Origin of the sequence: Pseudomonas frederiksbergensis (assembly GCF_000802155.2) — a bacterium.
GTDB lineage: Bacteria > Pseudomonadota > Gammaproteobacteria > Pseudomonadales > Pseudomonadaceae > Aquipseudomonas > Aquipseudomonas frederiksbergensis_A.
Window position 1 is genome coordinate 283,322 of the sequence record NZ_JQGJ02000001.1, and the last position, 14,520, is coordinate 297,841.

15 protein-coding genes and 1 pseudogene are annotated in these 14,520 nt (G+C 61.2%); 7 read left to right on the plus strand and 9 right to left on the minus strand.

From position 1 onward, the window contains the following. Positions 1-11: 11 nt before the first annotated feature. The 3 genes and pseudogenes from JZ00_RS01220 to JZ00_RS31845 all read right to left on the minus strand — a co-directional run. Positions 12-2,066 carry a 2Fe-2S iron-sulfur cluster-binding protein gene (locus JZ00_RS01220; RefSeq protein WP_039591296.1) on the minus strand — a complete coding sequence of 685 codons (2,055 nt, stop codon included), beginning with the start codon at positions 2,064-2,066 and terminating at the stop codon, positions 12-14. Positions 2,067-2,446: 380 nt separating this feature from the next. Then, on the minus strand, positions 2,447-3,031 hold the full coding sequence (locus JZ00_RS31840) for a methyl-accepting chemotaxis protein (protein WP_408636545.1): 585 nt from the start codon (positions 3,029-3,031) through the stop codon (positions 2,447-2,449). A gap of 3 nt (positions 3,032-3,034) precedes the next feature. Continuing rightward, positions 3,035-3,802: pseudogene (locus JZ00_RS31845) on the minus strand (PAS domain-containing protein); the annotation flags it as partial. A gap of 294 nt (positions 3,803-4,096) precedes the next feature. On the opposite strand from JZ00_RS31845, the gene yghU reads away from it, so the two are divergent. After that, positions 4,097-4,936: a glutathione-dependent disulfide-bond oxidoreductase gene (gene yghU, locus JZ00_RS01230; protein ID WP_039591298.1), complete on the plus strand. Its 840-nt coding sequence runs from the start codon at positions 4,097-4,099 to the stop codon at positions 4,934-4,936. A 66-nt stretch (positions 4,937-5,002) separates the two neighbouring features. On the opposite strand, the gene JZ00_RS01235 is transcribed toward yghU, so the two are convergent. Continuing rightward, on the minus strand, positions 5,003-5,695 hold the full coding sequence (locus JZ00_RS01235; RefSeq protein ID WP_039591300.1) for a B3/B4 domain-containing protein: 693 nt from the start codon (positions 5,693-5,695) through the stop codon (positions 5,003-5,005). Between the two features lie 30 nt (positions 5,696-5,725). Here JZ00_RS01235 and JZ00_RS01240 point away from each other — a divergent pair, with 30 nt between their 5' ends. Then, positions 5,726-6,460 (plus strand): helix-turn-helix domain-containing protein, encoded by a 735-nt coding sequence (locus JZ00_RS01240; protein WP_230633464.1) that lies wholly within the window; start codon positions 5,726-5,728, stop codon positions 6,458-6,460. A 47-nt stretch (positions 6,461-6,507) separates the two neighbouring features. Here JZ00_RS01240 and JZ00_RS01245 read toward each other — a convergent pair whose 3' ends face one another. After that, positions 6,508-7,434 (minus strand): Gfo/Idh/MocA family protein, encoded by a 927-nt coding sequence (locus JZ00_RS01245; RefSeq protein ID WP_039591302.1) that lies wholly within the window; start codon positions 7,432-7,434, stop codon positions 6,508-6,510. Positions 7,435-7,525: 91 nt separating this feature from the next. Then, positions 7,526-8,311: a DeoR/GlpR family DNA-binding transcription regulator gene (locus tag JZ00_RS01250; RefSeq protein ID WP_039591304.1), complete on the minus strand. Its 786-nt coding sequence runs from the start codon at positions 8,309-8,311 to the stop codon at positions 7,526-7,528. Positions 8,312-8,511: 200 nt separating this feature from the next. On the opposite strand from JZ00_RS01250, the gene JZ00_RS01255 reads away from it, so the two are divergent. Together JZ00_RS01255 and JZ00_RS31045 are read left to right on the plus strand one after the other, a co-directional pair. Then, the gene (locus JZ00_RS01255; RefSeq protein WP_039591307.1) at positions 8,512-9,015 is read left to right on the plus strand and encodes a GNAT family N-acetyltransferase; all 504 of its coding nucleotides are present in this window, start codon (positions 8,512-8,514) and stop codon (positions 9,013-9,015) included. Between the two features lie 193 nt (positions 9,016-9,208). After that, entirely contained in the window at positions 9,209-9,352 is a 144-nt protein-coding gene (locus JZ00_RS31045) for a hypothetical protein (RefSeq protein ID WP_155401997.1), read from the plus strand. On the opposite strand, the gene JZ00_RS01265 is transcribed toward JZ00_RS31045, so the two are convergent. Both JZ00_RS01265 and JZ00_RS01270 read right to left on the minus strand, forming a co-directional pair. Then, complete coding sequence (locus JZ00_RS01265) at positions 9,353-9,706, minus strand: hypothetical protein (RefSeq protein ID WP_039591397.1); 354 nt, start codon at positions 9,704-9,706, stop codon at positions 9,353-9,355. It abuts the gene before it with no gap. Between the two features lie 191 nt (positions 9,707-9,897). Next, positions 9,898-10,239, minus strand: coding sequence for a hypothetical protein (locus JZ00_RS01270; RefSeq protein WP_039591311.1), 342 nt, complete (start codon positions 10,237-10,239; stop codon positions 9,898-9,900). 143 nt (positions 10,240-10,382) lie between these two features. Between JZ00_RS01270 and JZ00_RS01275 the strand changes: the two genes are divergently transcribed. Next, a complete protein-coding gene (locus JZ00_RS01275) occupies positions 10,383-10,622 on the plus strand; it encodes a hypothetical protein (RefSeq protein ID WP_039591313.1) in 240 nt (79 codons plus the stop codon). 48 nt (positions 10,623-10,670) lie between these two features. Here JZ00_RS01275 and JZ00_RS01280 read toward each other — a convergent pair whose 3' ends face one another. Next, the gene (locus tag JZ00_RS01280; protein WP_039591315.1) at positions 10,671-11,858 is read right to left on the minus strand and encodes a XylR family transcriptional regulator; all 1,188 of its coding nucleotides are present in this window, start codon (positions 11,856-11,858) and stop codon (positions 10,671-10,673) included. Between the two features lie 154 nt (positions 11,859-12,012). Between JZ00_RS01280 and xylA the strand changes: the two genes are divergently transcribed. Next, entirely contained in the window at positions 12,013-13,329 is a 1,317-nt protein-coding gene (gene xylA / locus JZ00_RS01285) for a xylose isomerase (protein WP_039591316.1), read from the plus strand. A 148-nt stretch (positions 13,330-13,477) separates the two neighbouring features. Further along, the gene (gene xylF / locus JZ00_RS01290) at positions 13,478-14,479 is read left to right on the plus strand and encodes a D-xylose ABC transporter substrate-binding protein (protein ID WP_039591317.1); all 1,002 of its coding nucleotides are present in this window, start codon (positions 13,478-13,480) and stop codon (positions 14,477-14,479) included. The last annotated feature ends 41 nt before the right edge of the window (positions 14,480-14,520 follow it).

A 14,520-nucleotide genomic window follows, 5' to 3' on the forward strand; every position in this document is an offset into this window, starting at 1 on the left:
ATCGCCGAGTATCAGGCTTCGAGTATCAAAGGCTCGCTGCCCTGGGCCGGTACCGCGCAACAGATCAGCACTTCGCCGTCAGCCACGGGCTCGGCCGGCCGGGTCAGGTAATGCACCTGACCTTGGGTCATGCGGGTCTTGCAGGTGCCGCATGAACCGCCGCGGCAACTGAATTCCGGGTTCAGGCCGCGGGCCTCGGCCAGCTCGAGCAGCGTCCCGCTGTTCGGCTCCCAGCGGGCTTCCTTGGCTGAGCTGGAGAACAGCACTTTCACCGCTTCGGTCGCCGCCGGCACTTGTTCGGCCGCCGGTACGCGGACCTCGATATCGCGCACCAGCGTGGACGGGCCGAAGGTTTCGGCGTGAATGCGGTCATCCGGAATGCGCAGCGTGCGCAGGCCATCGTACACCGCCTGGGTAAAGGTGCCCGGACCGCACAAGTAGTAATCGTAGTCGTCCAGTGGCAACAGTTGCTTGAGCAGCGCCACATCGATCCGGCCGGCCACGTCGTAGCCTTGCCCAGCCTTGCCGTCGGTAGGCGGTTGGCTGACCAGGCGCAGCACTTTCACTTTGTCTCCCGCACGCGCCACCAGCTCATCGATTTCTTCGCGAAAGGCCAGGTCGACCACGTGGCGGGCGCTTTGCACCAGCCAGACTGGACGCATGCGGCTGATGCGTTTCCCTTGATAGACCACCTCGCGCAGCATCGACAGCAACGGCGTGATGCCGACGCCCGCCGCCAGCAGCACCAGGGGCCGGCGCTCGGCGGGATCCACGGTGAAATGCCCTTGGGGCGCCCGGGCCTCGATATCGTGGCTCGCCTGGATCTGTTCATGCAGGTGCGAAGACACCACGCCGTCGCGCTTGACGCTGATGCGCAGGAAATCATCCGATGGCGCGCTGGACACGCTGTAGGTCCGGATCGACGGCACGTCTTGGCCCTCCAACCGCACCCGCACGGGCAGATGCTGTCCGGCCTCGAACCGGGGCAGGCCGGCACCATCAGTGGCTTGCAGGTAGAACGAACGAATATTGTGGCTTTCATCCACCACCCGGGTGACCTGCAGCGCACGCCAATGGGTGCGCAACGCCTCGGCCTGCAAACGCTCGGCGGTCTGCTCCCAACTGCCGGTCATCAAGGAATTGGGCGAGTCACCCGCCTCCTCGTCTTTCCAGCGCAGAGGTATCGCCGCCGGCCGGTGGACAATCCGATGCGGGGTAAAACGCAACAACCGTTCGGCGCCCTGGAACGCGGCAATCTGCGGGTCGTCCAGCAGCACCTGGGCCGAACCGCTCATTTGCAATAAGTCACCGGTTTGAAAATCGACGAATACCAACCCAGCGCGAGGGTTCAGCAGGATATTGCCCAGGGTGTTGAAAAACAGGTTCCCGGAGAAATCCGGGATGGTCAGCGTCCCGTCCTCGTCCATGCGCACGAACCCGGGCTTGCCGCCACGATGGGAGGCATCGACCTGCCGCTCGCCGTCACGTACCACGTAGGTGGCGATGTAGAACGAATCGGATGTCGTCACCAGCCGACGAACCAACGGGTCGGTTACGTCAAGTTCACGGGAGACGGCCGGCTGTTCATCGACGAAGCTGTACTGGCGCAGATTGATGTAGCGCGGGCAGTTGCCATAGGCCTGGCTCACCGAAATCTCCAGGCCCTGGTCGAGCTGGCGGCGCACCACACCGTTCATGCGATTACGCCGACGGGTGTGCAACTCGATACCCAGCATGCCGATGGCATCGCCCTCGCCCAGGCCTTCCTCGGCCGGGTCCTCGGGCTGCGGATCGAAACGGATATGCAGCGTTTCAGGGTCCGGTGAGTTCATGAAACCGGGCTGCCCGGTGCGCAGGGTCGCCCAGGCGTCGCCCTGGCTATCGACCGCCCCCAGCACCACGAACGGCAATTGTGCGTAGAACTCACGGTGCTGGTCCGGCATCCAGGTGCGCGCCAGTTGCCGCTGACCGACACCGGCCATCATCTCCACCGCCCCGACGGAGCGTTGCAAGGTCAACTCACCTTCATGCCAGGGGGAAGATTGTGCTTGGGTGGCTTCGTTCATCAGCTACTCCTCGCGCCCCCGGCTTGGCTACGGGGTCAGTGCGCTGTGGTCAGGGAGGGTCCATCACACCTTTGGCGAACGGTGTATGAGGTGGAGCCATCTTCTGCCCAAAGCGGCGACGCAGGAATACGCATGGACTGAAATCCACTGTTTCATAAAATGGAATGGCCCGCCGTGCCGGGGCCTGGACCCGCGTGACGCTAGATGCGCCAGGCAAAGTCCTGGGTCAGTTGCTCGGCGGCAATGCCCCGGCCCTTGTCATAAATGACAATCGCCAGGCCTGGGTTCGAGCTGGCCGGTGTCGAGGATCGAGCGAAACAGCTGCGCCACGATGGGCAAGGACCCTCTTGGCCTCCCCCCGGACGCAGCCGCCAACCTCCTCAGCCGACCCAGCCAATCGCCGTTTTAGGAATGACTTCCGACTCGTCGAGCTTGGACGCGAACATGCTCACCGCCTCCAATGCATCGGTGGTCCCGGCCCTGATCTGCACGATCACCGATCCCGCCTGGTCCGCCAGGGTCACGCCGCGTAGCGCGCCCTCGTGCGTAACGCTCATGCTGGCGACGGCATCGCGGGTTTCAGAAAGGATCATCCCGATCATCTCGGCGATTTCCGAGGTCGAGCGACTGGTGCGCCCGGCCAGTTGCCGGACTTCATCGGCCACCACCGCAAAGCCCCTGCCCTGGTCACCGGCCCGCGCGGCCTCGATGGCCGCGTTGAGCGCCAACAGGTTGGTCTGGTCGGCGATGCCGCGAATGGTATTGACGATGGCGGTGATCTCTTCCGAGCGCGCGCCCAGTTGCCCGACCAGGCGCGCGGAGGCGCCGATGTTTTCGGCGATCTGGCGCATCTCCTTGGCGGTCTGCTGGATCACTTGCGCACCCTGTTCGGCGACGCGCTCGGTCTCGGAAGAAATGTGGTAGGCACGGGACGCGCCGCGTGAATCCTCCTCGAATTTTTCCACCCGTTCGGAGATGTCACTGGCGAACTTGACGATCTTGCTCAGTTTGCCGTCCGCGTCATAGACCGGGTTGTAGCTGGCTTCCAGCCAAACCACCTTGCCGTGTTTGCCCAGGCGCTTGAACTGGCCGCTGAAAAACTCGCCGGCATTGAGACGCCGCCAGAAATCGCTGTATTCCGAACTGTTGATCAGGCTCGCTTCGCAAAAGAGTCGGTGATGCTTGCCTTTGATCTCCGCCAGCGAGTAATTCATCGTGTGCAGGAAGTTGTCATTGGCGGTGAGGATATTGCCGCCCAGGTCAAATTCGATCACCGCCATGGCCCGATCCAGTGCGGCCAAGCGACCGCGTATCTCCGCATCGCTCGCAACCCGGGCGGTGACATCGAGCGCGTATTTCACCACTTTGGAAACCTTGCCCTGCTCATCCAGGACCGGGTTGTAGCTGGCCTCCAACCAGACATGGCGGCCATCGCAACTGATTCGCTGGAACGTCCCGGAAACGAATTGACCGGCTCGCAGCCGGTCCCAGAACTCCCGGTATTGGGCACTGCCGGCCAGCGCCGGGGTACAGAAATTGCGATGGGACAATCCCGCCAACTGATCTTCACGGTAGCCCATCGTGTTCAAGAAGTTTGCGTTGGCGCGAAGCACCTTGCCGTCGGGACTGAACTCGATCACGGCCATCGACCGTTCCAGCGCTCCGACCAGTCCCTTGTAGGTTTCCAAGTCGGCCGTCCTGGCCGTCAGTTCATTTTTTAATGTTTTATTAAACATGACGTACCCTCGACGAACCCAAGAGAATCAACCGGACCTCAAATGGCTATCGGCGAATAACTGGGCGGCTGTAACGAATCGAGGGAATTATCTTTTGACGTCAAGCAAGCCTATATCGGCTTATTTGAGCGGTTATCGCCAAAGGAAATAGAGGCACCGCGACAAAATGCTGCCCGCCCTTGTCTGCCGGACACACCGCCCATAGATTAGAGTCCATGTCTCGACGCGAGCCATAGCGCAAATGTGCTATGGCTTCGTCCCAGGATCAGTGCATTCAAACGATAAGGTACGTTCATGAGCCAAGCGTCTTACGTTCCGCCCAAGGTCTGGAAAAACGAAGCCCCCTCGGGTGGCCACTTCGCCAGCATCAACCGCCCTGTAGCCGGGCCCACCCATGAAAAAGACTTGCCGATCGGCGAGCATCCCTTGCAACTCTATTCTCTGGCGACGCCCAACGGCGTGAAAGTCACCATCATGCTCGAAGAGCTGCTGGCCCTCGGGCACACCGGCGCGGAATACGACGCCTGGCTGATTCGCATCGGCGAAGGCGACCAGTTCTCCAGCGGCTTTGTCGAGGTCAATCCGAACTCCAAGATTCCGGCCCTGCTGGACCGCAGCGTCGAACCGCCAATCCGTGTGTTCGAGTCCGGTTCGATCCTGCTGTACCTGGCGGAAAAATTCGGAGCCCTGTTGCCCGCCGATCCGGCCGGCCGCACCGAAACCCTGAACTGGCTGTTCTGGCAGATGGGCTCGGCGCCTTACCTGGGCGGCGGTTTCGGGCATTTCTACGCCTACGCGCCGGAGAAACTGGAATACCCCATCAACCGCTTCACCATGGAAGCCAAGCGTCAACTGGATGTCTTGGATCGTCGCCTGGCTGAAAACCAATACCTGGCGGGCGAGCAGTACACCATCGCCGACATTGCGGTCTGGCCATGGTATGGCCAACTGGTTCGGAACAACGTGTATTCGGCGGCCGAGTTCCTTTCCGCTCATGAATACACCCACGTGCAGCGCTGGGCCGAGGAAATCGCCAACAGGCCCGCGGTCAAGCGAGGACAACGCGTCAACCGAACCTGGGGTGATGAGGCGAGCCAGGTGCCGGAGCGGCATCGGGCGCAGGATCTGGACTAGTCGAGGCGCAACGCGTGGCGATGGGATTTATCCTCTCGCCACAAAAGCTTTGCGAGCAACCATGAGTCAGCTAGCTGGCCCTACCAGCGCACTTTCAATCTGCACACCGGGCATCATCGACTGCAACCCCTCGATCAACCTGTCACCCGCCTCGGTCAGCGCTTCGAGCGGCATTGCCGGCAGGCTTTCGAGGATGAACCACATGTGCTGGGCCTGCGCATCCAGCCGCGTCCTGACGCCCTGTCGCCAGTTCCAGCGCCGGCACGTCACGCCCTGGTCGTCGCGCCAGACCACTTCGCCGGCGTCCGGAAATTCATGGGCGGGTGCGCCTTCCTTCATGGTGTCGAACGGTTCGCAGCCCTCGGCGATAACGAGTCGCGGCGAGCCAACGTACGCCTCGATATTTTCGCCGCCGACAGGGATCGCATACTCGATGCTGATGGCGTTGTAGAGATCCACGACCGGATCCAGGCTCGGCACGCTGCCGTCACGCAGCACGCGCTTTCGCAACGCTTCGGCCGAACATGGTGTGCGTTGCGGCTTGGCGCCGAACAGTCGAAACGTGTCTGCCCACTGCTGCAAATGGGCCTCTCCCCAGGCAGGCCCACCCGCCAGCACCGACTGGCAGGCTCGATCCAGGGCCGTACGGGCGGCGTCCGGGTCGGTGAGCGGCGCAGCCTGCACCACGATGCTCAGGGCCCTGAACCCGGGCGCCAGCTCGGCAACGGCTTGGTCGATCAACGGCAGTACTGACAGCATCAAGGTTCTCCAGCGTTGCAAATGGGTTTCATGCTAGTCATCGCCTACGGCCAAAGTCAATATATCGACTTTTATGGTCGGTATAAGCCCGACGAACTGATTGACGACACCGCCGGCAACGGTCGAGAATCGCCGCACTCTCTTTCTCATGATTCCTTGATGATGACCTTGAATATCAATATATCGACCACGCCTGGCGCCGATGCCCACGCGGTGAGCCTGGCCGTTGCGCGCACGCTCAAGCAGGCGCGCAAGGCTCAGAAAATCACCCTGGACGAACTGTCCCGGCGCTCGGGCGTGAGCAAGGGAATGGTGGTCGAGATCGAGAAATGCACGGCCAACCCGAGCATCGGCATCTTGTGCAAGATTGCCGCGGCGCTGGGCCTTTCCGTGGCCGACATCGTTAATGTGGCGGAGCCCCCTTCGGCCCACATTATCGACAGCCGGGATATACCCACACTGTGGAACGGAGAATTGGGAGGCACAGCGCGCCTGCTCGCCGGGACGAGCGGCCCGAACATGATCGAACTGTGGCGCTGGGAGATGTTCCCGGGCGAATCGTTTTCTTCAGCCGGACACCCCCAAGGCACCCTTGAGTTGTTCCATGTCGAGAAAGGCACGCTCAAATGCGTGGTGGGAGAAACGGAGCTGGTGATCCCCGCCGGGAGCTCGGCGGTGGCGAGGACAGATGTCCCGCACGCTTATTCCAACATGGGCAGGTCGAAGCTGATCTTCACCATGTCGGTTGCCGAGATACATCAATAGCACACCAGGTGCCCATCGCCGCAAGGACGACGGGCACGTTCGCGCGATCAATCGTAGAACGGCTCGACCAAGGTACGGCTACCGACGAAAAAGCTGTCCGCCACCAGGCGCAGCGGTTGCAGGTCCATGTCGCAGGCCTTGTCATTGATCAGTTGTTGGAAGTGCCGGTACACCGCCGCGTACTCGCCCTCCTCCGACACGGCCTGGCGCACACCGTCGATGCTCAGCAGCGCACCGCCATTGTCGAGCCGCAGGACGCCTTCGGTGCAACGAATCTCGATGCTCCAGAGCTCATCATGACCATGGTCGAAATCGAATTCCGCGCGGATATCGAGATGGCCTGGGTCGGACATCTTGATGCTGGCGGCAATCGGCGACTGGCAGTTATCGGGAACGCGCAGTTCGGCCGACTCGACAAACAATGACAGCGGCAACAGGTGAGTGGCGATCGACAAGGCATTGATGCCCGGATCAAACACGCCCAGGCCACCGGGTTGCCAGATCCACGCCTGGCCCGGGTGCCATTTGCGTACGTCTTCCTTCCAGTCGATCCGGACGCTTTGCAGCGTGCGGCTGGCAAGCCAGTCGCGGGCGGCCTCGATGCCGGGCGCGTAACGCGAATGCCAGGCGAACAACCCGCTTACGCCTGCCGCGTGCGCCTGGTCCACCAGCGCCATCGCCTCGCCCAACGTCGCGCACGGCGGTTTCTCCACCAGGACGTGTTTGCCGGCCTCAAGCGCCTGCCGCACTAGCGCGAATCGGCCTTGCGGCGGCGTGCAAAACGCGATCGCATCGACGCGTGGACCTTTTTCCAGAAGCTCCCCCAGGGACTGGAAGTTCTCCACTGCGGCGCAGGGCTGTCCTTGGGTCGCGACCGCCACCAGCTCGAAAGCAGGGTTGGCGCGGATAGCGGGAACGTGTTGATCCTGGGCAATCTTGCCGTAGCCCACCAGACCGAGACGGATCGGTTGCATCGATGACTCCTGACTTTTGTACTTGTGATGGGCCAGCAAACTAGACGTAAAACGCTCGGCGGACAATGGGCTTGTCACCCATTGCTGCGTCTCACGCCTTGGCGGGGGCCGTCATGACCTTGGCGATTCGCGCCAGGAAAGGATCGAGTCGCTCACGCGGCGCGTCATGCTCGACCACCAGCGCGGTGACTTCTTCACAAGACGCCACCTGGTAGTGCGCAACGCTGGACAGCTTCTGGTTGGTGACCGCCACGACCACCTGACCGCTGGCCGCGACCACCGCACGCTTGAACTCGGCGTCATCCAGGCCAAACGCCGTGACGCCGTTGTCAGGGTCGATGGCGCAGGCACCGACAAAGCACAAATCGAAATTGAACTGGCGCAGTTGCTGGACAGCCGCCAGCCCGATCGCGCCGCCCGTAACCGGGTTCAGGCGCCCGCCCAGCAGAATCACCTCGGCGTTGGGCAGCTTCATCAGCTCCACCGCGATCAACGGCGAGTTAGTGCTGAGCGTCAAGCGCAGCCCTGGATCGATGGCGCGGGCAATGGCCAGATTGGTCGACCCGGCATCGAGAAAGACGTGCTGACCGGCGCTGAGCAGCGACGCCGCCGTCCGGGCAAGGTTGCCCTTGCGCGCCGGATCCTGGTGGATTCGGACGTCTATGGGGGCTTCGGCCGCCGGCAAGCGAATCGCGCCGCCATACACGCGCTTGCACAAACCCGCCGCCGCCAATGCGCCGAGATCCCGCCGGATCGAATGTTCGGAGACGTTGAATTCACTGGCCAGGTCGGCCGCGATCACCCGGCCGTAGCGGGCAAGGCGTTCACTGATCAATCGTTGGCGTTCGCCGGGGAAGACTTCAAGGGGACTACTCATGGCCGTTACAACCTACACAAACGAGCACCAATGGACATAATCGAGCACACTATGCCTTTGGCGCCTACGGGTCGTCAAACCTCGTTCCAAAAAGGACGGGCTCGGCCTGCTGTGATAAAACTGGCGCCGCTGGCATTCGCTCGGACACCTGCAACCCGGACCGGCGTTGTGACTCTCCTCAAGCAAAACAGGATGTGACCGTGGACAAGGACACCATCAGGATTCGGACCCTGCAAGAAAGTGATGCAGAGGCGTTGCTGGCATTCGAAGTGGAAAATCGCACTTGGTTCGAGCGCCATATAGACGCGCGCGACACGGTGTTCTATTCGACCAGGGGCGTCTGCGACCACATTGATGATTATCTGACCGGCCTCGCCGCCGGGACTTGGCACCCCTTTGTCATAGAGGGCGCCAATGGAAAGATCATTGGACGAGCGAACCTCAAGGACATCGACACCTCTGGGCGGTCGGCCGAAGTTGGCTATCGAATCGCACAAGAAGCTTGTGGGCAAGGACTCGCGACACTGGCGGTTCGGCATTTGATCCAGCAGGCCCAGTCCCACTGGCACCTCGGACGGCTGCTTGCCAATGTCTATGCCGAGAATATTGGCTCGGTAATAGTACTCCAGCGCTGTGGTTTCCTGGTCGATCAATCTCGACGCGAGCAGAGCGGGCGTGACGACTGGTACAGCCTGTCAATCTAGCTGGTGGAGAGTCGCTCGGCTCGATCCCCTTATCGTGTCGATCAACCACATCCTGAACGCCTCGACCTTTTTCGTGTGGGCTGTTTCGACGCATGTCACCAAGTAGAAACCGAGATCGGACTTCAACCTCAAGTCAAATGGCGCGACCAGTCGACCAGCCTTCAGGTCGTCATCGACGTACGTCGAGCGGCCGATGCAAACGGTGCTCAAATGGCTGCCGTTTTTCGCCATCGACATCGAGGATTGGCCGTCGCTTGCGTCGTACGTGGCGCGGATCGAGACGCGACCCAGCGTCATGGCCGCGATCGAAGCCGAGGCGAACGCCGGTCGAGGCTGATCATTGAGCCACGAACGGATAATGCTCGATACGACAAGGATGTTCGTTGCCGTCGCCTTTGCAGATGCCGTCCAGGTAGCGGTACTTGATCCTGATCGCCTGGCCTTTCGCGGGCCATTTGCGCCGGGCAAGCGTGGCCTGGTAGTCAGCGGTTTCCGGGATGAAATTGATCACGGCGCCCTCTTTCGGACACTCCACGTCGGGCGAGGCCGGGCGGGTTTTCAGAACCTGGGCCCGGAGGCCAGGGTACGGCTGCTTCACCACCTCAGTGACCTGCAATTGCATGTCGCAAATCTGCCAGGTCGCGGCGTGCACCGGGGCGCATAGGGCGGCGAGCGTCAGAATGAGGGGCATGGAGTGCGCAGGAAACAGATTCATCTCAGTCCTTTTTTGTCGATGGTGGCTTCGCATGGGCCATCCTCTCACACCAAGGTAAACAAGACTCTACCGACAAAAAAAGCCCCGCGACCGAATACGGTGCGGGGCAAAGGGAATTGGTTGGTTGCGGCCAACCAAAGGAGCACGGGCAAAGCGTTACGGGCCGGTCAGATGCATTCCTGGGCGGCGCGTTCAAAATTCGATGGCAGGAGATTGGATGCCAGCAAATGCCGGTCATAGATGAACACTTTCCCGCCATCGCCGGCCTTGTAGGCTTCCAGCACGTTGTCTGCGGCGATCTTGCTCGGCACGACGATGCGGTAGCTGCGCTGGGTCTGCGAGACCATCGGGTTCAGCGCGCTGCCTTGCAACTTCGGCACGACGCACTCAGCGTATTCGGCCGGTGTCTTGCTGGTCTGCAAGGTCAGGGTCGGATCGTTCGGCGCCGAGGCACATCCCGCAAGCAACAACGGCGACAAAGCAACGGCAAGGAAAAATAAAGGGCGCATGTTCAAGTCCTGCAGTGTTGGGCTGCGTTTCGATGGGGCTGATTCTCCAATGATCGCCAGCAAAGCAGAACTTGCATTTCGTAATGGTCACTATTACTGATGGCAATAGTTGCGAGCCTTGAAAAAACGGATGAGGCATTTTGATGAGAACATTTGATCTGATTCGCGGTGCGGTATTGCCCGACTTCCGGGAGCGGGTGGCTGAATACCTGGCCCAGTACGAAAGCGTGCTGTTGGACAACGAGCTCAACCCACAACTCAAGCGGGACACGGCCAACCAACTGCGCGGTTATCTGCGCGGCTTGAACACTACGCGGGTGCTGGGCATGGCAGATTGGGAAGAGCTGGATCGGCGGGTCGTGAACACATGGCTGTCAGGCTGAATGGCTGCCTTCTAGCGGGAGCAAGCTCCCTCGCCACAACTGCCCGTACTACTCGCCCGCCATATTCGTGCCCTGCTGATATTCCCGAGGCGTGCAGCCAAACTCGCGACGAAACACCGTATGCAGGTACTGCGGCGATTTGAAACCGCAACTGCGAGCAATGTCAGCAATCGCCGAGTCCGTGTTTTCCAAACCGTTGGCCGCCGCCGCCAATTTGAAACGCAGGATTTCGTCGTGAACGCTGCAACCGCGCGCCTTGCGAAAATGCGCTTCCAGGGATGAGCGCGACACGCCGACATACGCCGCCACCTGGGCCGTCTTGATGCCCTGGCAGGCGTATTGGCGGATGAACAACAGCGCCTGCATGACGTAAGGATTGCCCAGCGGCTGGTGCAAGCTCGACGCTTGCACGTTGATCGTATCCGGCGGGATCAGCACCTGCGTACCCGTGGACGGCATGCCATGCAGCATCTGGTGCAGCAGCCGCGCCGCGGTCCGGCCCATGGTTTCGGTGCCCTGCACCACCGAGCTCAGCGGCACCCGCGTCAGGCTGCGGGTCAGCGGGTCGTTATCAATGCCGATCAACGCCACCTGCTCCGGCACAGCGATGCCCGCGGTCAGGCAGGCTTGCAGAAGTTGCCGGGCCCGCGCGTCGCTGACGGCGATGATGCCAATGGGTTTGGGCAGGCTTTGCAGCCAGTTGATCTGCTGCTCGACGGCGCTGTCCCAGAGCGGCGCGCTGGTGCCCATGCCGCGATAGACCTCGGCTTGCAGGCCATCGCGCTGCATCAACCGGCGAAAGGCTTTCTCCCGTTCCTGGGCCCAGCGATTGGCTTGGGATTCGGGCAGGCTGAAACAGGCGAACCGCGTCAATCCGGCCTCGATCAAATGGTCGTAGGCCAGCTTGATCAGCCCATGATTATCGGTGGCGACATAAGGGATGCCCTTGGGATAGGCGCGCTCATCCTGGTACGAGCCGCCCACCGCCACCACGGGCATCTTGATCCCGGCCAGTGCCTCTCCGATCAGGGGGTCGTCGAAGTCAGCAATGATCCCATCGCCCTGCCAGCGCTCGATCCCCTTCAATCGGCAGAGGAAGTCTTCCTCGAGGAACAAGTCCCAGGACGCGCGGGTACTGCTCAGGTAGTTGCCGATGCCGCTGATGATGCCGCGGTCGTAGATCTTGCTGCCGTTGAACAATAGGGCGATGCGGTGGACGGGCGGGACGATTTTCATTGTTTGAACCCTGGGCCGATGGACAGAGACTAGGCCCGCTGGCGGCGAATCTCAATACTCAAAATCGAACGACCTATTGGTGATTTTCATAATCAGCAGGCCCAAGGCCGGCGTTAGTATCGGGACACCGCCAAGAATAAAAAGGAATCCGTCCATGCCGTACTTTCCCGAAGTCCAGCCCATTCGCTTCGAGGGCCCAGGCAGCAACTCGCCGCTCGCCTTCCGACACTACGACGCCAACAAGTTGATCCTTGGCAAACCCATGCGCGAACACCTGCGCATGGCCGTCTGCTATTGGCACACCTTCGTCTGGCCGGGGTCCGATGTGTTTGGCGCCGGCACGTTCAAGCGCCCGTGGCAGCATGCCGGCGATCCGATGGAGCTGGCGATCGGCAAGGCCGAGGCGGCGTTCGAGTTTTTCTCCAAGCTGGGCATCGACTACTACTGTTTCCACGACACCGATGTCGCGCCGGAAGGCCAATCGCTCAAGGAGTACCGCAACCATTTCGCGCAGATGGTCGACCACCTTGAGCGCCACCAGGAACAAACCGGTATCAAGCTGCTTTGGGGCACCGCCAACTGCTTCAGCAACCCGCGTTTCGCCGCCGGCGCCGCCAGCAACCCGGACCCGCAAGTCTTCGCCTGCGCCGCCGCGCAAGTGTTCAGCGCCATGAACGCCACCCAGCGCCTCGATGGCTCGAATTATGTGCTGTGGGGCGGTCGCGAAGGCTATGAAACCCTGCTCAATACCGACCTCAAACGGGAGCGGGAACAGCTGGGCCGCTTCATGCGCATGGTGGTCGAGCATAAGTACAAGATCGGCTTCAAGGGCGACCTGCTGATCGAGCCCAAGCCCCAGGAGCCGACCAAGCACCAGTACGATTACGACACCGCAACGGTGTTCGGTTTCCTCCAGCAGTTCGGCCTGGAGAAAGAGATCAAGGTCAACATCGAGGCCAACCACGCGACCCTGGCCGGGCACAGCTTCCACCATGAAATCGCCACGGCGGTCTCCCTGGGGATCTTCGGCAGCATCGACGCCAACCGGGGCGATCCGCAGAATGGCTGGGACACCGACCAGTTCCCCAACAGCGTCGAGGAAATGACCCTGGCGACCTATGAAATCCTCAAGGCCGGGGGCTTCGGCAACGGCGGCTTCAACTTCGATTCCAAGGTGCGTCGCCAGAGTGTGGACGAAGTGGATCTGTTCCACGGTCATGTCGCGGCCATGGACGTGCTCGCCCTGTCCCTTGAGCGCGCCGCCGCCATGGTGCAAGACGATCAGTTGCAGAAATTCAAGGACCAGCGCTACGCCGGCTGGCAGCAGCCGTTCGGCAAGGCATTGCTCGCGGGTGACTACAGCCTCGAATCCCTGGCCGAGCATGCGTTCACCAACGAGCTGGATCCGAAGGCGGTCAGCGGTCGCCAGGAGATGCTGGAAAACGTCGTCAATCGGTTCATCTACTCCTGACAGCGGACGACTTTGCGGGCGCGGAATCGCTGTTACATTCGCGCGACAAATCTGTGCCCGCAACGCCGCTCAACGCTCTACAGTTCTACCGGCATCACGTTCATCGTCAGGCAGTGTCTTTCAAAAAACAATAAAAGGACGCACCACCATGAAAAGATTCAAACGTACCCTGCTCGCCGGCGCCCTCGCCCTGCTATCGCTCCCGGCCATGGCCGACGCCACCAACCCCAAGATCGGCTTTTCCATCGATGACCTGCGCCTGGAGCGTTGGTCCCGGGACCGGGATTATTTCGTCGCGGCGGCGGAAAAACTCGACGCCAAGGTCTTCGTGCAATCGGCGGACGCCAACGAGCAGAAACAGATTTCCCAGATCGAAAACCTCATTTCCCGTGGCGTCGACGTGATCGTCATCGTGCCGTTCAACGCCACCGTGCTGACCAACGCCGTCGCCGAAGCCAAGAAGGCCGGGATCAAGGTGGTCTCCTATGACCGACTGATCCTCAATGCCGACATCGACGCCTACATCTCCTTCGATAACGAAAAAGTCGGCGAGATGCAGGCCGGCGGCGTATTGAAGGCAGCCCCCAAGGGTAACTACTTCCTGCTGGGCGGCGCGCCGACGGACAACAACGCCAAGATCCTGCGCGAAGGCCAGATGAAGGTGCTGCAACCGGCCATCGACAAGGGCGACATCAAGATCGTCGGCCAGCAATGGGTGAAGGAATGGAACCCCACCGAAGCCCTGAGCATCGTGGAAAACGCCCTGACCCGGAACAACAACAAGATCGATGGCATCGTCGCCTCCAACGACGCCACCGCCGGCGGTGCCATCCAGGCGCTGGCCGCGCAGAAGCTGGCCGGCAAGGTGCCGATCTCCGGCCAGGACGCCGATTTGGCGGCGGTCAAGCGAGTGATCGACGGGACCCAGACCATGACGGTCTACAAGCCGTTGAAACTGATCGCCTCCGAAGCCGCCAAGCTATCGGTGCAGCTGGCGCGCAACGAAAAACCCACCTACAGCTCGCAGTACGACAACGGCACCAAGAAAGTCGACACCATCCTGCTCACGCCTACCGCGCTGACCAAGGACAACATCGACCTGTTGGAAAAGGACGGGTTCTATACCAAGGCGCAAATTGCGGGGCAGTGACCCAGGCACAGATCTTTGGTTAAGCAGAAGTCCTTGTAGGA